At 73.1% G+C, this 21589-nt stretch carries 17 protein-coding genes; 10 read left to right on the forward strand and 7 right to left on the reverse strand.

Going from position 1 to position 21589, the window contains the following annotated elements:
- Positions 1–35 precede the first annotated feature (35 nt).
- Both ACFYP3_RS00925 and ACFYP3_RS00930 read right to left on the reverse strand, forming a co-directional pair.
- The gene (locus tag ACFYP3_RS00925) at positions 36–635 is read right to left on the reverse strand and encodes a GNAT family N-acetyltransferase (protein WP_388824694.1); all 600 of its coding nucleotides are present in this window, start codon (positions 633–635) and stop codon (positions 36–38) included.
- A complete protein-coding gene (locus ACFYP3_RS00930; RefSeq protein WP_388824697.1) occupies positions 632–2773 on the reverse strand; it encodes a penicillin acylase family protein in 2142 nt (713 codons plus the stop codon). The genes ACFYP3_RS00925 and ACFYP3_RS00930 overlap by 4 nt, the downstream gene beginning before the upstream one ends.
- 76 nt (positions 2774–2849) lie before the next feature.
- Here ACFYP3_RS00930 and ACFYP3_RS00935 point away from each other — a divergent pair, with 76 nt between their 5' ends.
- Positions 2850–3590 carry a siderophore-interacting protein gene (locus ACFYP3_RS00935; protein ID WP_388824700.1) on the forward strand — a complete coding sequence of 247 codons (741 nt, stop codon included), beginning with the start codon at positions 2850–2852 and terminating at the stop codon, positions 3588–3590.
- 55 nt (positions 3591–3645) lie between these two features.
- On the opposite strand, the gene ACFYP3_RS00940 is transcribed toward ACFYP3_RS00935, so the two are convergent.
- Together ACFYP3_RS00940 and ACFYP3_RS00945 are read right to left on the reverse strand one after the other, a co-directional pair.
- Positions 3646–4146, reverse strand: coding sequence for a DinB family protein (locus ACFYP3_RS00940; RefSeq protein WP_388824703.1), 501 nt, complete (start codon positions 4144–4146; stop codon positions 3646–3648).
- Positions 4147–4260: 114 nt separating this feature from the next.
- Positions 4261–5064, reverse strand: a complete 804-nt coding sequence (locus ACFYP3_RS00945; protein ID WP_388825220.1) for a GNAT family N-acetyltransferase — start codon at positions 5062–5064, stop codon at positions 4261–4263.
- A 60-nt stretch (positions 5065–5124) separates the two neighbouring features.
- On the opposite strand from ACFYP3_RS00945, the gene ACFYP3_RS00950 reads away from it, so the two are divergent.
- The 6 genes from ACFYP3_RS00950 (at position 5125) to ACFYP3_RS00975 (ending at position 12742) form a co-directional block, all read left to right on the forward strand.
- On the forward strand, positions 5125–5562 hold the full coding sequence (locus ACFYP3_RS00950) for a signal peptidase I (RefSeq protein ID WP_365469889.1): 438 nt from the start codon (positions 5125–5127) through the stop codon (positions 5560–5562).
- Between the two features lie 128 nt (positions 5563–5690).
- Entirely contained in the window at positions 5691–7940 is a 2250-nt protein-coding gene (locus tag ACFYP3_RS00955; RefSeq protein WP_388824706.1) for an MMPL family transporter, read from the forward strand.
- 39 nt (positions 7941–7979) lie between these two features.
- Positions 7980–8534 (forward strand): GNAT family N-acetyltransferase, encoded by a 555-nt coding sequence (locus ACFYP3_RS00960; RefSeq protein WP_388824709.1) that lies wholly within the window; start codon positions 7980–7982, stop codon positions 8532–8534.
- A 109-nt stretch (positions 8535–8643) separates the two neighbouring features.
- Complete coding sequence (locus tag ACFYP3_RS00965; protein ID WP_388824712.1) at positions 8644–9231, forward strand: hypothetical protein; 588 nt, start codon at positions 8644–8646, stop codon at positions 9229–9231.
- A 167-nt stretch (positions 9232–9398) separates the two neighbouring features.
- Positions 9399–9587, forward strand: a complete 189-nt coding sequence (locus ACFYP3_RS00970) for a hypothetical protein (protein ID WP_388824715.1) — start codon at positions 9399–9401, stop codon at positions 9585–9587.
- A gap of 59 nt (positions 9588–9646) precedes the next feature.
- Entirely contained in the window at positions 9647–12742 is a 3096-nt protein-coding gene (locus ACFYP3_RS00975; protein ID WP_388825222.1) for an AAA family ATPase, read from the forward strand.
- Here ACFYP3_RS00975 and ACFYP3_RS00980 read toward each other — a convergent pair.
- The 3 genes from ACFYP3_RS00980 to ACFYP3_RS00990 form a co-directional block, all read right to left on the reverse strand.
- Complete coding sequence (locus tag ACFYP3_RS00980) at positions 12705–12884, reverse strand: DUF6191 domain-containing protein (RefSeq protein WP_388825225.1); 180 nt, start codon at positions 12882–12884, stop codon at positions 12705–12707. The genes ACFYP3_RS00975 and ACFYP3_RS00980 overlap by 38 nt on opposite strands.
- Before the next feature lie 42 nt (positions 12885–12926).
- On the reverse strand, positions 12927–14162 hold the full coding sequence (locus tag ACFYP3_RS00985; RefSeq protein WP_388824718.1) for a PQQ-dependent sugar dehydrogenase: 1236 nt from the start codon (positions 14160–14162) through the stop codon (positions 12927–12929).
- 104 nt (positions 14163–14266) lie between these two features.
- Positions 14267–15274 (reverse strand): aldo/keto reductase, encoded by a 1008-nt coding sequence (locus ACFYP3_RS00990; protein ID WP_388824721.1) that lies wholly within the window; start codon positions 15272–15274, stop codon positions 14267–14269.
- Positions 15275–15347: 73 nt separating this feature from the next.
- Between ACFYP3_RS00990 and ACFYP3_RS00995 the strand changes: the two genes are divergently transcribed.
- The 3 genes from ACFYP3_RS00995 to ACFYP3_RS01005 all read left to right on the forward strand — a co-directional run bounded on the left by ACFYP3_RS00995 (position 15348) and on the right by ACFYP3_RS01005 (position 21566).
- Positions 15348–16295 carry a 2-hydroxyacid dehydrogenase gene (locus tag ACFYP3_RS00995; RefSeq protein WP_388824724.1) on the forward strand — a complete coding sequence of 316 codons (948 nt, stop codon included), beginning with the start codon at positions 15348–15350 and terminating at the stop codon, positions 16293–16295.
- 282 nt (positions 16296–16577) lie between these two features.
- Positions 16578–19475 (forward strand): putative bifunctional diguanylate cyclase/phosphodiesterase, encoded by a 2898-nt coding sequence (locus tag ACFYP3_RS01000; RefSeq protein ID WP_388824727.1) that lies wholly within the window; start codon positions 16578–16580, stop codon positions 19473–19475.
- 204 nt (positions 19476–19679) lie between these two features.
- A complete protein-coding gene (locus tag ACFYP3_RS01005) occupies positions 19680–21566 on the forward strand; it encodes an acetolactate synthase large subunit (RefSeq protein ID WP_388824729.1) in 1887 nt (628 codons plus the stop codon).
- The last annotated feature ends 23 nt before the right edge of the window (positions 21567–21589 follow it).

Consider the following 21589-nt stretch of genomic DNA (forward strand, 5'->3'; position numbering starts at 1 on the left):
CGTCCGCCGGACGCCCGGCGGGGTGGGCGGCCGGGTCAGCGGCCGGCCGGCGCTTCGAGGAACGCCAGGCGCGCCGGCTTCGCCGGGAGGTGGACCTCGGGCAGGTCGATCTCGGGGAGGACGACCTCCGGTCCGGGCACGAAGCCGGTGCGTTCCAGGCGGGCGATGGCCTTGGTGTTGCGGGCATCCGGTTCGACGACGACGCGCCGTGCGGCGGGGTCGGAGAACACGTAGGCGATGAAGGCGGCCATCAGGGCTCCGGTGAAGCCGCGCTCGGCCGCCCCGTCGGTCGGGCCGACCAGCAGGTGCACGCCGACGTCCCCGGGCCGGACCTCGTAGCACTCGCTGACGCGGTCCTCGGCGCAGTCGTACGTCTGGAACAGCGCGACCCGCTCACCGTCGCGGCTGACCATGAAGGCGTGGTGGGTGGTGCGGCGGTCGACGTCCTCGTAGATCTCCTGGACCAGTTCGCGGCTGGCCCCGCCCATGCCCCAGAAGCGGGCGCGCTCCTGCGTGACCCAGCTGTGGATCAGCGCGGAGTCGGCGGCCGGGTCGACGGGCGTGATGGCGACGGTGCCGAAACCCTCGACGACCTGGGTGTGCACGGGCTGTCTGACGGAGGGGGCGGAGGTCATATCGATTCCTTGGTGAGACGGGTCCAGTCGGTGACGACGGGGACGAGCTCGCAGGCGGCCCACAGGGGCAGCTGGTCGCGGTGGTGGGGTGAGCCGGTGACGCCGTCCGCACCCAGCGGGACCGCCCAGAGGCTGTCCTCGCGGCGGGCGAGGTCCCAGACGTAACGGGCCGCCGACGCGCGGGCGGTGAGGTCGGTGAAACCGGGGACGGTGGAGGTGGCGTTCACGCAGTCGTGGTCGCCGCCGAGGCCGGGCCACTGCGGGGCCTCCAGGTCGGGCACGGCCTGCCAGGGGGTCAGGCGGTGCACCTGCGACCAGGGGGTGTCGGGGGTGTCGGCCGCGGCCGTCTCCTCCAGGGCGGCCCGGACGTGCGCCGCACGGTCGAGGCCGGGGAGGAGGGAGGTGGTGAGCAGGCCTTCGAGGGCGTAGCCGATCTTCGGGACCAGGTGGAGCCACGGGTGGAAGACGGCCGGGCCGGCGGGCGCTCCCCACAGCCCCTCGAAGACCGAAGCGGCGGCGAAGCGGCGTACGGTCGCGCTGCGGAAGGCCGAGAAGACGGTGGCGTCGGTGCTGTCGGCCGCCATGTGCCGGTCCCAGGCCAGCAGTCGCGTGCGCAGGGCCCCCGCCGCCGGGGTCAGGTCCTCGAAGGCGGGCAGCAGGGCGAGCAGGGGCTCGGCCGAGGCCAGGTAGGTGTCACGGTGTACGTCGGCCATCGCCTTCGGGGACCAGTCCGCGGAGCCGCTGAGCAGCTCGCGGATGCGGTTGGCGCGGTGCGGGGGCGCGAACTCCACGCCGAGCGGGGAGGCGATCCCGCGCGCGTTGGCCATCACGGCGAAGCCCTGTACCGGCTCGGCGGGGGTCGGGGCCCAGTCCTGCCAGGCGTGCCGCGGGTCCCAGGCGGGGACGGGGCGCAGCCGGTTGGTGCGGTGGCGCAGCGGCACGGCGCCGGCGACGCGGTGCAGCAGGCCGCCCTCGGTGTCGGCGGCGTGGACGACGTTGACCGGCTCGGCCCAGCCGTCGAGGGCGCGGTCGATGTCGGCGACGGTGCGGGCGCGCAGGAGGGCGGGGAGGGCGGCGAAGCCGAGGTCCCGGCGGACCCGGGGCGGGTAGCGGAGGGAGAGGGTCTGCGCGCTGCCGTCGGCGTGGGCCGCGGCGTGCGCGTCGGCCCCGGTGTCCCCGTCCGCGTGGATGATCACGGGGCCGCGGGCGGTCTCCAGGACCTCCACCTCGACGTCCTCGCCGCCGGCCACGGTGATGGTCTCGGTGTGGCGGGCGACGGACTCCCAGGCGCCGTCCGCGCCCAGGGCCTCGACGACGCCGTCGGCGCTGCGGCGCAACTGCTCGACGTACAGGTCCTGGTAGTCGGACATCGCGTTGGTGATCGCCCAGGCGGCGGTGCCGGTGTGGCCGAAGTGGCCGAGGCCGGGGACGCCGGGGACGGCGAGGCCGAGGACGTCGTAGTCCGGGCAGGAGAGACGTATCTGCTGATAGACGCCGGGGTCCTCGATGAACCGGTGCGGGTCGCCCGCGATGATCGCCGAGCCGGAGGTGGTGCGGTCGCCCGGCACCAGCCAGCCGTTGCTGCCGGCGGTGCCGGGGCCGTCGGTGGCGAAGAGGGTGACGGCCTCGTCGCCGAGGGCGCGGGCGACGCGCTCGCGCCACAGCTTGGTGGGGAAGCCGGCGAACAGGATGTGGGTGGCGGTCCAGACGGCGAGCGGGACCCACGGCTCCCAGGGGACGGGGGTGAGGCCGGTGCGGGCGAAGCGTTCGTCGCGGGCGGCGCCGGCGGCGAGCCCGTCGTTGACGCCGTCCACGTACGCGCGGACCCAGGCGGCGGTGCCGGGATCGTCGGCTTCCAGGGCCTCGTGGCAGAGGCGGGCGGTGTCGGCGAGGCGGCACTGGCGGGCGAAGCGGTCCCAGCCGACGGAGTCCGCGCCGAGGAAGGAGGCGCTGGAGCCCTGGGCGCGATGCCGCTCGACCTCCAGCTGCCAGGCGCGGTCGAAGGCGGTGACGCGGCCCTGGGCGTAGGCGAGTCGGAGCTCATCGGACGCGCGGAGGTGGGGGACGCCCCAGGGGTCGCGGAAGACCTCGTACGATGCGGAGGTCCCCGAGTCGTTCTCGCTGCTCACACTGCTCACGCTGCTCACACTCTTCCCCAGGGTGCATTAGGTTAGGCTGCCCTAACTATAGACGGGTGCAGGGGAGGGGCTGGACATGGCTGTCGGCAAGGGCTGGGAGGGCGTGGTCCTGAAGCTCATGCGGGGCAAGGACTTCACGTTCACGGTCACGGGGGCGGAAGACGTCACGGAGCACTACCGCCGGGTGTACTTCACCGACGGCGGGCTGCTGGCGGCCGCCGGCGCGTCGCTGCACCCGACGATGTGGGTGCGGGTCTGGTTCGAGGGCGCGGGCCGTCCGCACCAGCGGGCCTACACGCTCGTCGACCCGGACCCCGAAGCGGGCACCTTCTGCTTCGAGTTCGCCCTGCACGACGGGGTCGCCAGCGCCTGGGCGCGCGGCGCCGAGCCGGGCGACACGATCGAGGCCACCGTCCAGGGCACCGGCTTCACCGGCCCCGTCCCCGCCCCCGAGCGCCTGCTGGTCATCGGCGACCCGGCCTCGCTCCCCGCGGTCAACTCGCTGATGGACGCCTACCCGCAGACCCCGGCGACCCTCTGGTTCGAGACCCAGCACGCCTCGGACGCGGAACTGCCCGTCCGCGGGGACGCGGAACTGCGCGACGTCCGCCGCGTACCGCGGGGCGGCACGGCACTGGCCGACCGGGTCCGGGCCGAACTCCCGGAGCTGCTCGGCGACCCGGAGTCGGCGTACGTCTGGCTGGCCTGCGACACGGTGACGACGCGCGCCCTGACGGCGTACCTGCGCAAGGACCTCGCGCTGCCGAAGCACCGGGTGAACGGTCTCGGGTACTGGCGCCCGGGCACGGGCGGCTGACCCGGAGCGGCGGACCGCGCCGGACCGGGCCGGAGGGCACCGCACCGGACCGGGCTTACGCGCCGGTGGTGCCGTCGAGCGCCTCCCGGAGGAAGTCGGCGTGGCCGTTGTGGCGGGCGTACTCGTGGATGAGGTGGAGCATGACCAGGCGCAGCGAGGCCTCCTCCTTCCAGCTCGGCACGTACGCCGTCACGTCCAGCGACTCGGCGGCGGACTCGATCCGGCGCGCGTGCGCGACCTCCTCCCGCCAGGCGGTGAAGGCCTCGGTACGGCTGGAGCCGGAGGCGTCGTAGGCGGCCTGGAAGTCGTGGGTGTCCGACCACAGGTGCGCGAGCTCCTCGCCGTTCACGACGCGGCGGAACCAGTGCCGCTCCACCTCGGCCATGTGCCGGACCAGCCCCAGCAGGGACAGCGTGGACGGGGGCATCGAGCTCCGGCGCAACTGCTCGTCGGTGAGCCCCTCGCACTTCCAGGCGAGGGTGGCCCGGTGGTAGTCGAGGAAGGCCCGGAGGGTCTCGCGCTCGTTGCCGGTCAGGGGTGGGCTGATGCGATCCATGCGGGCGATCCTGCCCGTTGATCGCGGACGGGGGAACCCCGTAGGGGAGGCACTGCCCCGGGGCCCGCGCACGAGCGGCCCCGCCGACGGCGGACCGGACCTCCCCGCCGCAGGTCAGACGGCTGCGGCGGCCGTCCACATGTACGGCACCGTCACGCCCAGGACCCCGAAGCCCAGCCGCTCCAGGATCGGACGGCTGTCGTCCGACGCGTCCACCTGGAGGTACGCAATGCCGCGCTCCGCCGCGATGCGGGCGCGGTGGGCCACCAGCAGCCGGTAGATGCCGCGCCCGCGCCACTGCGGCAGCGTGCCGCCGCCCCACAGACCCGCGAAGGCCGTTCCCGGCCGCATCTCCATCCGGGCCGCGCTCACCGGGGTGTCGCCCGCCATCGCCAGCACCGCGGCGATGTTCTCCGGCTCGTTGCGCACCTGGTCGAGCAGGTGCTCCCGGATCCGCGGCCGCTCGGTTCCGAAGGCCCCCGCGTGGACCTCCATCATCAGGTCGACCCCTGCCTCGTCCGTCACCACCCGCAGCGTGATCCCTTCCGGCGGCTCCACCGACAGCCGGGCGAGCTCGGCCGCCCGGCCCACCATCAGGGTCTCCGGCGGCTCCGGCACGAAGCCGGCCGCCCGCAGCCGCTCCCCGAGATCGGCCGGCTCGTCGTAGTCGTACAGCTTCCACTCGAACTCGGGACATCCCCGCCCCGCGAAGAACGCCACCTGCGCCGCGATCTCCGCGTCCGCGCTCTCCTCGTCGAGGTCCGACCAGAGCACGCCGTTCCATCCGAGCCCGGGCGTGCTGTGCCGTACGACCCGCCCCACCCGCTCCACCCGGGCCTGGGCGCTGTCCGACTGCGCCCCCTCGCGCACCTCGGCGTCGAAGCGGGCGCGCACCTTCAGAAGTTCGTCACGATCCATCGTCATCGGCCCAGCTCACCAGTGTGCGGCCGGCCGCCACAACTGCATTAGCCTCACCCCGTGAACGACGACTCCACCATCTACACCGGCAAGGCCGCCCCCGACGCCGCCGCCGACCGCGGTTGGCTGCTGGGCCACTTCAAGGATCCCGCCGATCCCCGTCACAGCGAGGACGTGGAGATCAAGTGGGGGGTCCACCCGAAGGGCGACGAACGGGAGCGGTGGGCCACCGCCGAGCGGCGCACCGCCCTGCTGGTCCTGATCAGCGGGCGCTTCCGGCTGGAGTTCCCGGGGCGGACCGTCGTCCTCGCCGAGCAGGGGGACTACGTGCTCTGGGGCCGGGGCGTCGACCACTCCTGGTACGCCGAGGAGGACGCGGTGGTCCTCACCGTCCGCTGGCCCTCGATCCCCGGCTACCGGGTGGACGAACCCTCCCTTTCCTCCTGTGACGATGCACACGAAACGGGCCAACGATCACGAAACGCTGAGATCGTGTAGGTGTAGACCATCTGGGCCCAAACCCCCGGGGCGATCCCCCGGGCCGTCGGCCCGGTCTCACGAGTTCATGCGTTCTTTGCGACGGGCCGCCTCCCGGTGAAGACCCGAACCATCAGGGAGCACGTCCGTTGGCAGGAATCGCGCGCTGGTGCATGCGCCACCGTCTCCTCACCGTCCTGATCTGGCTGCTCGCACTCGGCGGGACCGCGGCGGCCGCGACCGCCGCCGGAACGGCGTTCTCCAACGACTACGAGGTCCCCGGCACCGAGTCCGGCAAGGCCGACGACCTCCTCCGCGAGGGCTTCCACGGCCAGGGCGGCGACACCGACACCATCGTGTGGCGGGCCCCTGACCATCAGAGCGCGCGCACCCCGGACATCGAGCGGCGCATGACCCGGGCCCTCGACGCGGTCGCCGCGCTCCCGGGCATCGGCTCCGTCGCCGGACCCTACGGCCCCGGCCCCGAGAGCGCCGCACGGATCAGCCCCGGCGGGCGCACCGCCTACGCCGTGGTGACCTTCGACCAGCACGCGGACTCCGTACCCAAGGCCCAGGCCAGGGCCGTCGTCGACGCGGTGAAGAACCCCGCCACCGAGACCGACGGGCTCCAGGTCGAACTGGGCGGCCGCGCCATCCAGCTCACCGAGGCACCCACCGCGCACCTCGCCGAGGTCGTCGGCGTGGCCGTCGCCGCCGTGGTCCTCTTCCTCGCCTTCGGATCGCTCGCCGCGAGCCTGCTGCCCATAGCGACCGCCCTGGTCAGCGTGGGCACCGCCTATTTCGGCATCACCCTCCTCGGGCACGCGATGCCCGTCGCCGACTTCGCCCCGATGCTCGGCACCCTCGTCGGCCTCGGCGTCGGCATCGACTACGCCCTCTTCATCGTCACCCGCCACCGCAAGGGCCTCGCACGCGGCCTCCCCGTCGACGAGGCCGCCGAGAACGCCGTCGCCACCACCGGCCGGGCCGTCGTCTTCGCCGGCGCCACCGTATGCATCGCCCTGCTCGGCATGCTCGTCCTGCGGTTGAACTTCCTCAACGGGGTCGCGATAGCGGCCTCGGTGACGGTCGTGCTCACGGTCGCCGCCTCGGTCACCCTGCTGCCCGCCCTCCTCTCGTACATCGGGACGCGCGCCCTCTCGGGCCGCCAGCGCCGCAAGCTCGCCGCCGAGGGCCCGCGGCCCGCGCAGGCCTCCGGCTTCGCCGCCCGCTGGTCCGTCTTCGTGGAACGCCACCCCAAACTGCTCGGCCTCGTGGCCACCGCGGTCATGCTGGTGCTGGCCCTGCCCACCCTCTCGCTCCACCTGGGCACCTCCGACCAGGGCAACAACCCGGCCGCCTCCACCACCCGCAAGGCCTACGACCTGCTGGCGGACGGGTTCGGGCCCGGCACGAACGGACCGCTCACCGTCGTCGCCCGGCTGGACGGCGCCGGGGACCGGATCGCCGTCGACCGCCTCGCGGACGCGCTCCGCCGGACGGACGGCGTCGCGTCCGCCGGCCCCGCCGTCCTCAACCGCAGCGGGGACACCGCCGTCGTGACCGTCGTACCGGACTCGGCCCCCCAGTCCCGGGCCACGAGCGACCTCGTCGACACCCTCCGCCGGGACGTCGTCCCGCGCGCCGGGCACGGCAACTCCATGGACGTCCACGTCGGCGGTGTGACCGCCGCCTACGACGACTTCGCCGAGGTCATCATCGGCAAGCTGCCGCTCTTCGTCGGCGTCGTTATCGCCCTCGGCTGTGTGCTCCTGCTGCTGGCCTTCCGGTCCATCGGGATCCCGCTGAAGGCGGCGGCCATGAACGTCGCCGCCGTGGCGTCCTCCTTCGGCGTCGTGGTCGCCGTCTTCCAGTGGGGCTGGGGGAGCGAACTGCTGGGGCTCGGCAGCGCCGGACCCGTCGAACCCTTCCTCCCCGTGATCATGGTGTCCGTCCTCTTCGGACTGTCCATGGACTACCAGGTCTTCCTCGTCAGCCGGATGTACGAGGAGTGGCTGGAGACCGGCGACAACCGGCGGGCCGTGCGCGTGGGCCTCGCCGAGACCAGCCGGGTCATCAACTCGGCCGCCGTGATCATGATCTCCGTCTTCCTGGCCTTCGTCCTCAGCGGCGACCGCATCATCGCGATGTTCGGCATCGCGCTCGCGGCGGCCGTGGCCCTCGACGCCTTCGTGCTGCGCACCCTCCTCGTCCCGGCCCTCATGCACCTGCTCGGCGGAGCCAACTGGTGGCTGCCCGCCTGGCTCGACAGGCGGCTGCCCAGGATCAGCATCGAGCCCCCCGAATGCCGCCCGCATGCGAAACTTCCGGCACAGCGGCCCGCCGCGGTCCCCGCCACGAGCGAGGACGGCGCCGAGCCCGCCACCACCTCCCGGTGATCCGGCCACCCGCCGTCCGAGACCCAAGGAAGCCCGCGCATGTTCTCGATAGACCTCGCCGACGACGCCCAGCTCTTCCCGCTGGAGGCCCGGCACGCCGAGGAGTTCTTCGCCCACATCGAACGCGGCCGGGAGTTCATCGGCCAGTACGTCGGCTTCCCCGACCGCTCGCCCGACCTCGACTCCGCCCGGGCCTTCCTGGCCAAGTACGCCGTGAAGGCGGGGGAGGACGGCGCCCGGTTCTTCGGCATCCGGCTCGACGGCACCCTCGTGGGCGGGGTCCTCTTCCCGGCCTTCGACGCGGACGGCGGCAACTGCGAGATCGGCTGCTGGCTGGAGCCCGCCGCGGCCGGCCGGGGCCTGGTGACCAAGGCCTGCCGGGTCCTGATCGACTACGCCTTCGGTGAGCGCGGCATGCACCGCGTCGAGTGGCACGCAGCCACCGGCAACAAGAAGAGCCTCGCCGTGGCCGAGCGCCTCGGCATGACCCGGGAAGGCGTCATGCGGCAGAACCACCTGCACCGCGGCGTCCGCCAGGACACCGAGATCTGGTCCCTCCTCGCCCACGAGTGGTCCGCGGCCCGCTCGGCCTAGACCGGATCGACCGGCCGCCGGTCCGGGCCCCGCCGACCGCGGGGCCCGTTGTGGCCACCACCAGCGGATTCTCAGAAGACTCTCAGACAGGGCGCCTACGGTGCCCCGCATGGACACCACGAAGACCCCCGCCGCGAACGCCACCGAGGCGGACGCCACCCCGGTCGACCTCGACAAGACCGAGGTCGCCCAGCCCGCCGAGGCCGAAGCCGACTCCGTACGCACCGACGCGGACCCGGAGGACGAGACCTTCGCCGAGGACGAGGACGAGGACGGGGACGAGGCGGAGACCGCACAGCCCGGCCACGTCGGTTCCGCCGCCTCCGCGATCGTCGCCGCGGGGCTCGGCGTCGTCGCCCTCAGCGGCAGCTGGGTCGCCGGCATCGTGTCCGAGCGCGCGAGCATCGCCGCCCGGCTGGAGCTGAGCCAGGCCGCCGACGCCAACGCGCAGATCGCCGCCCAGTTCGTCGACCCGTGGCACACCACCGCGATGGTGAACGGCGTCTTCTCCGCCCTCGCCCTGATCATCGCCACCTTCGTGCTGGCCCTCCCCGCCTTCAGCACCCCCGAGCGCGTCCTGCCCACCTGGGTGCGGTCCGTCTCCTGGGCGGGCATCGGCCTGGGCGCCCTCGGCGTACTCCTCTTCGTCCTCATGTACTTCGACCTCCTCCTCGCCATCCCGAAGGCGGCGGGCTAGGTACTGCCTTAGGCGAACTCGGCCCGGTCCGGGCCCATCCCGGCCCGGACTAAGGCCCCCCGCCCCCGGCAGATGCGGCATGCGACCGATGTGCCGGCACCCTCTGGGACGCGAATCTTGGATCACACCGAACGAGGTGCCCGAGAAACGTCACCAGGGAGTACGAGATGTTCGAGTACGAGATCGTCGCCACCGCCCGCACCACCGACCTCCTCCGCGAGGCCGCCGCGTACCGCACGGTCCGGGAGGCCGGCGCGCCCCGCGCCTCCTTGCACCACCTCGAACCGCGAAGGTCGGTGAGAGCACTCCGGAGCCGCTTCGCCCGCGCCGCGGGCCACGCGCCCCGCACCGCCTGAAGCGACACGTGATGGGAAGCGCACCGATATCGAGTGCCGCCGCACCGGACGGCTGTGCGATGCTCGGCGACGTGGAGACCAGATCTGTCAGCCCGGTGTTCGTCGGCCGAGCCGACGAACTGGCCGTACTCACCGACGCACTGACCCGCGCCGCCGGCCGCGAGCCCCAGGCGATGCTCATCGGCGGAGAGGCCGGGGTCGGAAAGACCCGCCTCACCGAGGAGTTCGTCTGCGAGGCCGAGCGCCGCGGCGCCGTCGTAGCCGTCGGAGGCTGTGTCGAGATCGGGGCGGAGGGACTTCCCTTCGCCCCCTTCTCGACGGCCCTGCGCACCCTGCACCGCCTGCTGCCCGACGAACTGGCCGCCGCCACCGCCGGCCAGGAGGACGAACTCGCCCGGATCCTCCCCGAACTCGGCGACACCCCGCGCGGCCCGCACGACGAGGAGAGCACCGCCCGGCTCTTCGAACTGACGGCCCGGATGCTGGAGCGGCTCGCCGCCGACCGCACCGTCGTCCTCGTCCTGGAGGACCTGCACTGGGCGGACACCTCCACCCGGCACCTGCTCTCCTACCTCTTCCGCACCCTCGCCGGCGGCCGGCTCGTCGTCGTCGCCACCTACCGCGCCGACGACGTCCACCGCCGCCACCCGCTGCGCCCCCTCCTCGCCGAACTGGACCGGCTCCGCACCGTCCACCGCATCGAACTGGCCCGTTTCAACCGGGCGGAGGTGCGCCGCCAGCTCGCCGGCATCCTCGCCGCGCAGCCCGACGAGGACTTCGTCGACTCCGTCTTCGACCGGTCCGACGGCAACGCCTTCTTCGTCGAGGAACTCGTCGCCTCCCGGGCGAGCGGCTGCCGTACCAGCCTCACCGAATCCCTGCGCGACCTCCTCCTCGTCCGCGTCGAAGTGCTGCCCGAGGAGACCCAGCGCCTGGTGCGCATCGTCGCCGAGGGCGGCTCCACCGTGGAGTACCCGCTGCTGCGCGCCGTCGCCGGGCTCACCGAGGACGAGCTGATCGAAGCGCTGAGGGCCGCCGTCGGGGCCAACATCCTGCTCGCCACCCCCGACGGCGACGGCTACCGCTTCCGGCACTCGCTGGTCCGCGAGGCCGTCAGCGACGACCTGCTGCCCGGTGAACGGGCCCGCGTCAACCGCCGCTACGCCGAAGCCATGGAGGCCGACGAGTCGCTGATCCGCTCGGGGGAGCGGATCATCCGGCTGGCCAGCTACTGGTACCAGGCGAACGACCCCGCCAAGGCGCTGCCCGCCGTACTGGCCGCCTCCGTCGCGGCCCGCCGCCGGCACGCCTACTCCGAGCAGCTGCGCCTGCTGGAGCGGGCCATGGACCTGTGGGACAGCGCCCCGCAGGAGGTCCGCAAGGACCTGCGCCCGGCGGACTACACCGAGGTGTACCCGCCGTGCGGCTGTGACGACTCCGCCGCCACCCCGCTCCAGCGGATCGACCTGCTGGCCGAGGCGACCGTCGCGGCACGCTACGGCGGCGAGCGCGAACGTGCCCTGAAGATCACGAAGACGGCGCTGCGCCTGCTGGAGGAGGAGCGCGACTCGCTGCGGGCCGCCTGGTTCTGGACCGAGCGCTCCCGGCTGGTCGCCGGCCTCGGCCGTGGCGACGGCTGGGAGGAGATCGCCAAGGCGCAGGAACTCGTCCGGGGGCTGCCCCCGTCCCAGGTGCACGCCGAGGTCCTGGTCCGGGCCGCGAGCTGGGGCATGCTCCACAAGCCGGGCCCCGACAACCTCGCCGCCGCCGAACGCGCCGTCGAGTACGCGCGCATGCTGGGCGCCGAGGACACCGAGCTCAACGCCCGGATCACGGTCGGCTGCCTGCTCACCGACTCCGGGGACGGCGCCGGCGGCCTCGCCGAACTGCACGCGGTCAGGGAACGGGCCGCGAAGCTCGGACTCACCAGGCTGGCAGGACGTACGCATGTCAATCTCACCTCTCAGTTGGAAAGCATGGGCCGGTCCCGCGAAGCCGTGGAACTGGCCGAACAAGGGGCCGAACTGGTCCGGGAATCCCGGCTGATGGACAGCGAGGCCTGGGTCTGCGGAAACATGGCCGAGAGCCTGTACAGCCTCGGCCGCTGGGAGGAGGCCGCCGAGGCGGCCCGGCGCAGCCTGCGCGTCGGCCAGAGCGCGGCCCCGCGCGGCTCCGGCTCCGCACGGCTGGCCCACCTGGCCTTGGCCCGCGGCGAGTTGGCCGAGGCGGCCCAGCAGCTCGCCGCCGCCCACGCCCACTTCGGCACCCACGACACCCAGCCCCAGCACCGGATACCGCTGTACCGCCTCGCCATCGGGATCGCGGCGGGAGAGGGCCGGATCGCCGACGTGCGCGCCGAGACGGCCGCCGCCATCGCCTACGGGTTCCCGCTCGGCCAGCACCGCTACGCCTGGCCGCTGCTGCTCGCCTCCGCCTCCGCCGAGGCGGACGCCCGCGGGCTCCCGGCCGCCGACGACGGCCGGGACGCCGCCCTGGCCGTGATCCGCGGCGCCGCGCACACCCTCGCCACCCCCGTCCCGCTGTGGGCCGCCCACGCCGAGTACGTCCGGGCCGAACTGCGCCGGGCCGAGGCCCGCGACACCCCCGCGGACTGGACCGCCGTCGAGGCGGCCGTCCGCCCGCTGGAGCGCCCGTACCTGCTGGCCCGGGCCCGCCACCGGCTCGCCGAGGCCCTGCTGGCCGCCGGCGACCGCGAACCCGCGGCCACCCTCCTGCGCGCGGCCCACGCCACCGCCGAGCAGATCGGTGCCCGCCCGCTGCGCGAGGACCTGGCCCTGCTCGCCCGGCGCGCCCGGCTCCCGCTGACCGACGCCGACCCGTCCGCGGCCCCGGCCGCCCCGCAGCGCGACCCGGTCGAGGCGCTCGGCCTGACCAGCCGCGAGCGGGACGTCCTGCGCCTGGTGGCGGCGGGCAGCACCAACCGCAAGATCGCCGAGGAACTCTTCATCTCCCCGAAGACGGCGAGCGTGCACGTCTCCAACATCCTGGCCAAGCTGGGCGTCGCGGGCCGCGGTGAAGCGGCCGCCCTCGCCCACCGGCTCCGGCTCTTCGCCCCGCCCCTCCATGGCGGCCCCGTGGAAGCCGGCCCCGGTCCGGTCAGTCCTCGTCCGGAGGCGGCTCGGCAGGGCGTATGAGCACTCTGCCGGAGTCGAGGTCTATCGGCCCCCGTCCCGGATCGTTGTCATTGACGTCGGTCCGGGACAGCTCCAGCCGCTTCTTCTCGTCGTGCGCGTGCTTGCGTCCCGGGCCGAACAGCTCCTCGATCATGTTGAACAACGCGCTCACCACCCCTGGGGTCCCCGTGCGGAGACGTGCTGGTCACCGCACCGTCAGTGTCAGGATCCTGTCGTCGCCCGCCTCCGGCGAGCCCCGTCCGTCCGTCTCGCTCGTCACCAGCAGCAACCGGTCACCCCCGAGAGCCACCACCGTGCGCAGCCGGCCGTACCGCCCCTCCAGGAAGGCCTCGGGCTCCGCCACCGGCTCCGTCCCGGCCAGGGGTATCCGCCACAGCCGGTTGCCCTTCAGTGCGGCCATCCACACCGAACCCTCCGCCCAGGCGATCCCGCTCGGCGAGGCCTCGTCGGTCTTCCACACGGCCACCGGATCCCGGAAGCCGGGCCTGCCCGCCTTCCCCTCCGCCTCGGGCCAGCCGTAATTCGCCCCGGGCTCGATCAGGTTCAGCTCGTCCCACGTGTTCTGGCCGAACTCGGCGGCCCACAGCCTCTTGTCCTTGTCCCACGCGAGGCCCTGCACATTGCGGTGACCGTAGGAGTAGACGACCGAATCCGCCTCCGGGTTACCGTGCACCGGATCCCCGTCCGGAGTCATCCGCAGGATCTTGCCGCCGAGTGACTTCTTGTCCTGCGCGAGCCCCTTGTCGCCGGTCTCGCCCGTCCCCGCGTAGAGCATCTTGTCCGGACCGAAGGCGATCCGGCCGCCGTTGTGCACGAGGCCCTTGGGAATGCCCCGGAACACGGTGTCCGGCGCGCCCAGTTGCTGACCGGCGGATCTGTGCTCGTCGTACCGCAGCCGGGCGATGCGGTTGTCGGACTCGGTCGTGAAGTACACGTACACCAGCCGGTCCGAGGCGAAGGAGGGCGACAGTGCGAGCCCCAGCAGCCCGCCCTCACCGCCCGGGGCCACCCCCGGCACCTCGCCGATCCGCGTCACCGTGCCCGAGCCGACCGCGACCCTGCTGATCGTCCCCTTGTCCCGGGAGGCGACCAGCAGGTCGCCGCCCGGCAGCTCCGCCACACCCCACGGCGACTCCAGGCCCTTGGCGACCTCGCCGGTCACGGTCACCGCGCCCTTGGCCGGCGGCCCGGTCACCTCCGGAGAGGCGGAGCCGGTCCCCGACGGACCCGCCGACCCGGAGCCCGCCGCGGCCGTGCCCGGTGGAGGGCTCCCACCCCCCGCTCCGGGGGCACCGGCCGGTGCGCATCCCGCCGCCAACAGCGCGCCGCACCCCGCCAGAGCCACCGCCGCCAGCACGCTCCGCTGCCGCGCGCCCCGCGCCTCGTACCCCACGTGCCCGGGGGAACTTCCGTATCGCATCGCCCTGCTCCTTCCGGTCCTCCGATCGTGCCCTTCACCCGTCTCAACAGCGGCGGCAGTTCCCGAAGTTCCACCACTCGTACACTCGATCGAGTGGTTGTCGCTCAGTCCCAGGCTCCCACCTCGGCCGGCAGGGCCGCGATCTCGGCCAGGTCCCCCGCCGAGAGCCGCACCTGCGCCGCCCGCGCGTTCTCCGCGGCCCAGTGCGCCCGGTCGGCCCCCGGTACCGGCACCACCTGCGGCCCCTGCGCCAGCACCCACGCCAGCGCCACCTGCGCCGCCGTGACCTGCGCCCCGTGCCGTCGCGCCACCCGCCGCAGCCCCGCCACCAGCACCTGGTTCGACGCCATCGCCTCCGCCGTGAACCGCGGATGGCGGGCCCGCACGTCCTGCGGCTCGAAGCCCTCACCCGGAGTGAGCGTCCCGGTGAGGAACCCGCTGCCCAGCGGCATCGCCGCGAGGAAGCCCACCCCCCGCGCCGCGCACCAGGGCAGCAGCTGCCACGCCGCCTCCGGCGACCACACCGACAGCTCCGCCTGCACCGCGCTCACCGGGAACACCTGCTGCAGCCGCTCCAGGTGCCGCAGCGTCGTCCGGTACGTCCGGTCCCCGACGCGCCCCGCCCCCGGCCCGGCCCCGGCGCCCAGCGCGCAGAAGCCGAGGGCGCGCACCTTCCCCGCACCCACCAGCTCCGCCATGGCACCCCAGGTCTCCTCCACGGGCACGTCGGGATCCACCCGGTGCAGCTGGTAGAGGTCTATGACATCGGTGCGCAGCCGCCGCAGCGAGGCGTCGCAGGCCCGGCGCAGATAGCCGGGCCGCCCGTCGGCGACCACGTGCTGGTCACCCGCCCGCAGGCCCACCTTGGCCGAGACGAACGCCTCGGAGCGCCGCTCCCGCAGCACCCGCCCGAGCAGCAGCTCGTTGGTGAACGGCCCGTACACGTCGGCCGTGTCCAGCAGGTTCGACCCCAGGTCCAGTGCCGCGTGCACCGCCGCCAGCGACTCCTGTCCCCGCCGCCGCGAAGGCGCGTACGCCCAGCTCATCGGCATACAGCCGAGGCCGACGGCGCCCACGGTCAGCGCCCCCGCCCCGATCGACCTGCGCTCCACCCCTCGGTCCCCCTCACGCTCCGGCCACCAAACTAACGGCTTGATCAAGACGGCTTGGCATAGCCTCGTGATCATGACTGCTACGCCCCAGGACGTCTGGCTCCCCTTCCCCGCCGAGGAGGTCGCCGGCCTCCCCGACGCCTTCCGGTACCGCCTCTGGGACGGCGAGGACGCCTACCCGGCCGATCCCGCCGCCTGCGTCTTCTACGTGGCCCCCTACATGAAGCCCGCCGAGGTCACCGTGCGCCCGCTCGCCGCGATGACCGCGGTCCGCGCCGTCCAGACCCTGACCGCCGGCATCGACGACGTGCTGGGCCGCCTCGGGGACCTGCGCCCCGGCGTCCGGCTGTGCAACGCCGCCGGGGTCCACACGGCCAGCACCGCCGAGCTCGCCCTGACGCTGACCCTCGCCTCCCTGCGCGGCGTCCCCGGCATGGTCCGCGGACAGGACCGCGAGGAGTGGCGCTCCGGCTTCTACGACGCACTCGCGGACAAGTCCGTTCTGATCATCGGTTACGGATCGATCGGCTCGGCCATCGAGGACCGGCTCGTGCCGTTCGAATGCGGGCCGATCGCGCGCGTGGCCCGTACGGCGCGGACCACTGAACGCGGGCCCGTGCACGCCCTCGCCGACCTGCCCGGCCTCCTGCCGCAGGCCGACGTCGTGATCCTCGCGACGCCGCTGACGGACGCCACCCGGGGCCTGGCGGGCGCCGGCTTCCTGAGCCGCATGAAGGACGGCGCCCTGCTGGTGAACGTGTCACGGGGCCCCGTCGTCGACACCAAGTCCCTGCTCGCGGAGGTCGAATCGGGCCGGCTGCGCGCGGCGCTCGACGTCACCGACCCGGAACCGCTGCCCGCCGGCCACCCGCTCTGGCATGCTCCGAATGTCCTGATCACGCCCCATGTCGGCGGCAGCAGCACGGCGTTCGAGCCACGCGCCAAGCGCCTGCTGGCCCGCCAGCTCGGCCGGTTCGCCGCCGGAGAGCCCTTGGAGCACACGGTGCTGATCACCGAGTGAGGCGCGGTGCACACGCTCCGCATTCACCCGGACGCGCACCGTGGGCAGGACTCCGCAATCGGTAACTCAGAGTAGAGGGACTATGTCCCTGAGTGACGAAAGTGGTGTATCGTCCGGAACAAGGGGCTGCGCCACGAACGTCTGGCGCTGGGGAGTGATCGGACACTTTGGGGGGCGACGGGCGATGCACGGCCAATGGACGAAGGATCCGATGCGGCACAGCCGCCGCAGGCGACGCTGCCGAGACTGGGCTGCACCCGAACCAGCCGGCGAGGGGGGCCGGTGAGTGCCCCCGGGGCGGCGCTCCTGAACCGGCCGTCCGTCTCGGGCGGAGGCAGGGGTCTGGCGATGCAGCTGCTCCTCGCGGTGGTCAGCGGCGGGTACGCCGTCGGCGCCGCCCTCAACTGGGGCTCGGAGGAAGTCGCCGAGGTCATGGGCGACTTCGGACTGAGCGCGGCCGGCTTACTCGCCGCCGTCTCCTGCTACACCTACGCGCGCGCCATCGACAGCCGTGAACGCCCCGCCTGGCTGCTCTTCGCCTTCTCCTCCCTCATGGGCGCCGGCGGCAACGCGGTCTGGGGCTGGTACGAGGTGATCCTCGGGGAGCCGGTCCCGAAGCCCTCGCTGGCCGACTTCGCCTTCCTCTGCTTCGCCCCGCCCGCCATCGTGGGCCTGCTCGTCCTCGCCAAACGTCCGATCACCCGCGCCGGCTGGGTCTGCCTCGGGCTCGACTCCTGGCTCATCGGCGGCTCGCTGCTCACCCTGTCGTGGAGCCTGGCCCTGGCCCACGCGGCGCGGACCGCCCAGTCCGGGGCCCCCGGCAGCGTCCCGCGCGCCGCGCTCTCCCTCGCCTACCCGCTCCTGGACATCGCGCTCGTCTCGATGGTCCTGGTCCTGCACTTCCGGCGGAGCGAGACCAACCGCTCCGCCGTCAACACCGCCATCGCGGCGCTGGCCCTGACCGTGCTCAGCGACGCCCTGTTCACCTCGCCCCTGCTGAGCGCCGAGTACCAGTCCGGACAGCTGCTCGACGCCGGCTGGTTCGCCGGCTCGCTGCTGCTCGCGTACGCACCCTGGGGCGCCCGGCGCATCCCCCCGGGCCCGGAGCCGGCCGGGCACCCGCGCCAGGACCGGCCGCACAGCCGCCCGATCACCGGCTCGCTGCCCGCCCTCACCCCGTACCTCGCGGCCGCCGTGTGCACCCTCGGCATCCTCTACAACGTCGTGGACGGCCGGAAGGTCGACCGGGTGGTCGTCTTCACCGGCTGCACGGTCGTGCTCGCCCTCGTCATCCGGCAGGGCATCATGCTCCTCGACAACATCGCGCTCACCCAGGAACTGGCCCAGAAGGAGAACCACTTCCGCTCCCTGGTCCAGGGCTCCAGCGACGTCATCATGATCGCCGCGCCCACCGGGACCCTGCGCTACGTCAGCCCCGCCGCCGCCGGGGTCTACGGCCGCGAGGCCGAGGAACTGGTCGGCACCGAGCTCGCCACGCTCATCCACCCGGACGACCTCGGCCGGGTGGTCCACGAGGTACGCCGCTTCCTCGCCGCCCCGCCGACCGAGGAGCCCACCACCCGCATCGAGTGCCGCTTCAAGTCGGGCGGCGGCGAATGGCTGAACGTGGAGTCCACCGTCAACCGCCACCAGGGCGGGCTCATCCTCAACAGCCGGGACGTCACCGAGCGGGTCCGCCTCCAGGCCCAGCTCCAGCACAGCGCCGAGCACGATCCGCTGACCGACCTGCCCAACCGCGCCCTCTTCACCCGGCGGGTGCGCCAGGCCCTGACCGGCCGGCGCGCCGGCGACCACAGCACCGCCGTGCTCTTCATCGACCTCGACGGCTTCAAAGCGGTCAACGACACCATCGGCCACCAGGCCGGCGACGAGCTGCTCATCGAGGCCGCGCGCCGGCTCCAGGACTCCGTCCGCGCCGGGGACACCGCGGCCCGGCTCGGCGGCGACGAGTTCGCCGCCCTGATCCTGGGCGACGGCAACCGCGACCGCAGCGCACGCGAGTACCAGGTGCGCGAGATCGCCGAGCGGCTGCGCACCACCCTCTCCCAGCCGTACCGGATCGGCGGCAGCGAGGTACGGGTGGCCGCCAGCATCGGCGTGGCCTTCGCCGACCCCGGCATCACCCCTTCGGACCTGATGCGCAACGCGGACCTCGCGATGTACCGGGCCAAGGCGGGCGGCAAGGACCGCGTCGAGATGTACGCCCCCCAGATGCAGGCCGAGGTCGTACGGAAGGCCGAGCTCGCCGGCCGGCTGCGAACCGCACTGCACGAGGGGGAGTTCGCGCTGCTGCACCAGCCCGTGGTCTCGCTGGCCACCGGCGAGGTGGCGGCCGTCGCCGCGCAGGCCCGCTGGCGCTCCGCCCAGGGGATCCTCTTCACCCCGGCCGAGTTCCTGCGCGTCGCCGAGTACAGCGAGGGAGGCGCGGGCGGAGCCGGCGGCTCCGGCACGGCGGGCCCGGACGCCTCGCGCACCGCCGAGCTGGGCCGCTGGCTGCTGGAGGAGGCCGTGGAGCAGGCCGCCGACCGGCACCGGGCCGGGCACGCCGTACCGGTGGCCGTGCGGATGACCGCCCAGCGGCTCCTGGACCGGGCCATGCCGCTCGGTTCCGTGGAGGCCCTGCTGACGCGGCACGGCCTGCCCTCCGGGGCCCTGGTGCTGGAGCTCGCCGTATCCGACCCCAGAGTGCCCTTCGACGACCTGGAGCGCCGCCTGACGGCCCTGCACCGGCTCGGAGTGGGTATCTCCCTGGACGGCTTCGGCAGCGGCTACGCGGCCATCAGCGCCCTGCGCCGCCTTCCCGTGGACATGCTCAAGCTGGACCGGGGCCTGGTGGAAGGCGTGGTCGAGTCCGCCCGCCTCCACAAGATCACCGCCGGTCTCTTGCGCATCGCAAACGACCTGGGCATGCGGTCGGTGGCCGACGGGGTCGACCTCCCCGAGCAGGTCATGGCCCTGCGCGCGATGGGGTGCACACACGGTCAGGGAATGGCCTTTTCCGGCCCGCTCGACGAGTACAGGCTGCGCCGCGCGCTGGTGCGCGGTACGTTCCCAGTACCGGGCGGAGCGGCCCAACCAGCACTTGCCGGCGGCTCCCCCGGGGGCTCGATGGCCATCCGTAGAGGCTCACATAATGAGACGCCCGTCCCACCTACTTGACATCACCCTCCCGCCGGAGGGAGGGTCAATGCCATGCGCACCCGAATTCTCGTACTTGGAAAGCGCGTCGGCTGAGGCTGGGACCTGCATGTCCCCGCTCAACACCCCCGACGCGCTCCCCTCGCTTGCCTCCCGGCACGAGGGGTTTTTTGTTGCACTGGCACAGAGTCGAATCCGCGTAAAACCCTCAGCTTCGAGAAGAGAATGCCGATGACCGAGCAGGCCACCGGGGCCCACCATCCGCAGCCGCGGCCCCGTTCCGGCGGACAGCAGTCCGCCGCAGTTGAGCACGTCACGGGTGCGCAGTCCCTCATCCGCTCTCTCGAAGAGGTGGGGTGCGACACCGTCTTCGGGATCCCGGGCGGCGCCATCCTCCCCGCGTACGACCCGATGATGGACTCCAAGAAGGTCCGTCACATCCTGGTCCGCCACGAGCAGGGGGCCGGCCACGCCGCCACCGGCTACGCGCAGGCCACCGGCAAGGTCGGCGTCTGTATGGCCACCTCCGGCCCCGGCGCCACCAACCTGGTCACCCCGATCGCCGACGCGCACATGGACTCGGTCCCGCTCGTCGCCATCACCGGCCAGGTCTCCTCCAAGGCGATCGGTACCGACGCCTTCCAGGAGGCGGACATCGTCGGCATCACGATGCCGATCACCAAGCACAACTTCCTGGTCACCAAGGCCGAGGACATCCCGCGGACGATCGCCGAGGCCTTCCACATCGCCTCGACGGGCCGCCCCGGCCCGGTCCTGGTCGACATCGCCAAGGACGCCCTGCAGGCGAAGACCACCTTCTCGTGGCCGCCCGCCCAGGACCTCCCCGGTTACCGGCCGGTCACCAAGCCGCACGCCAAGCAGATCCGTGAGGCCGCCAAGCTCATCTGCCAGGCCAAGCGCCCGGTGCTGTACGTCGGCGGCGGCGTCATGAAGTCCGGCGCGACCGCCGAGCTGAAGGTCCTCGCCGAGCTGACGGGCGTCCCGGTCTGCACCACCCTGATGGCGCTGGGCTCCTTCCCCGACAGCCACCCGCTGCACGTCGGCATGCCGGGCATGCACGGCAGCGTCACCGGCGTCACCGCGCTGCAGAAGTCGGACCTGCTGATCGCCCTCGGCACCCGCTTCGACGACCGCGTCACCGGCAAGCTGGACAGCTTCGCCCCCTTCGCCAAGATCATCCACGCGGACATCGACCCGGCCGAGATCGGCAAGAACCGCGCGGTCGACGTCCCGATCGTCGGTGACGCCCGCGAGGTCATCGCCGACCTGATCCAGGCCGTCCAGGCCGAGCACACCGAGGGGAACGCCGGGGACTACACCGCCTGGTGGAACGACCTCAGCCGCTGGCGCGAGACGTACCCCCTGGGCTACGACCTGCCCACCGACGGCAGCCTCTCGCCCCAGCAGGTCATCGAGCGGATCGGCGCGCTCGCGCCGAAGAGCACGATCTTCGCGGCCGGCGTCGGCCAGCACCAGATGTGGGCCTCGCACTTCGTCAAGTACGAGGAGCCCCGCACCTGGCTGAACTCCGGCGGCGCCGGAACCATGGGCTACGCGGTCCCGGCCGCGATGGGCGCCAAGGTCGGCATGCCCGAGCGCACGGTCTGGGCGATCGACGGTGACGGCTGCTTCCAGATGACCAATCAGGAACTGGTCACCTGCGCCCTGAACAACATCCCGATCAAGGTCGCGATCATCAACAACGGTGCGCTGGGCATGGTCCGCCAGTGGCAGACCCTGTTCTACAACCAGCGGTACTCCAACACCGTCCTGCACGCCGACGAGACCGGCCACGACACCGTCGGCTCCCAGCTCGGCGAGTCCACCGCGCCCCGCAAGGGCACCCGCGTCCCGGACTTCGTCAAGCTCTCGGAGGCCATGGGCTGCGTGGCGCTGCGCTGCGAGGACCCGGCCGACCTGGACAAGGTCATCGCCGAGGCCAACGCGATCAACGACCGTACCGTCGTGATCGACTTCATCGTCCACGAGGACGCCATGGTGTGGCCGATGGTCGCCGCCGGCACCTCCAACGACGAGGTCATGGCAGCCCGGGGCGTCCGTCCCGACTTCGGCGACAACGAAGACGACTGAGCCGAGAGAGCCGAGAGAGAGAA

It is taken from the genome of Streptomyces sp. NPDC005533, assembly GCF_042871845.1.
In the GTDB taxonomy this organism is placed as follows: Bacteria; Actinomycetota; Actinomycetes; order Streptomycetales; family Streptomycetaceae; genus Streptomyces.

Bases quoted from the DNA above. Each gene is read 5' to 3' on its own strand.
- ACFYP3_RS00925 (WP_388824694.1), bottom strand. From the start codon at position 635: ATGACCTCCGCCCCCTCCGTCAGACAGCCCGTGCACACCCAGGTCGTC.
- ACFYP3_RS00935 (WP_388824700.1), top strand. From the start codon at position 2,850: ATGGCTGTCGGCAAGGGCTGGGAGGGCGTGGTCCTGAAGCTCATGCGG.
- ACFYP3_RS00940 (WP_388824703.1), bottom strand. From the start codon at position 4,146: ATGGATCGCATCAGCCCACCCCTGACCGGCAACGAGCGCGAGACCCTC.
- ACFYP3_RS00945 (WP_388825220.1), bottom strand. From the start codon at position 5,064: ATGGATCGTGACGAACTTCTGAAGGTGCGCGCCCGCTTCGACGCCGAG.
- ACFYP3_RS00960 (WP_388824709.1), top strand. From the start codon at position 7,980: ATGTTCTCGATAGACCTCGCCGACGACGCCCAGCTCTTCCCGCTGGAG.
- ACFYP3_RS00965 (WP_388824712.1), top strand. From the start codon at position 8,644: ATGGACACCACGAAGACCCCCGCCGCGAACGCCACCGAGGCGGACGCC.
- ACFYP3_RS00970 (WP_388824715.1), top strand. From the start codon at position 9,399: ATGTTCGAGTACGAGATCGTCGCCACCGCCCGCACCACCGACCTCCTC.
- ACFYP3_RS00975 (WP_388825222.1), top strand. From the start codon at position 9,647: ATGCTCGGCGACGTGGAGACCAGATCTGTCAGCCCGGTGTTCGTCGGC.
- ACFYP3_RS00985 (WP_388824718.1), bottom strand. From the start codon at position 14,162: ATGCGATACGGAAGTTCCCCCGGGCACGTGGGGTACGAGGCGCGGGGC.
- ACFYP3_RS00995 (WP_388824724.1), top strand. From the start codon at position 15,348: ATGACTGCTACGCCCCAGGACGTCTGGCTCCCCTTCCCCGCCGAGGAG.
- ACFYP3_RS01005 (WP_388824729.1), top strand. From the start codon at position 19,680: ATGCCGATGACCGAGCAGGCCACCGGGGCCCACCATCCGCAGCCGCGG.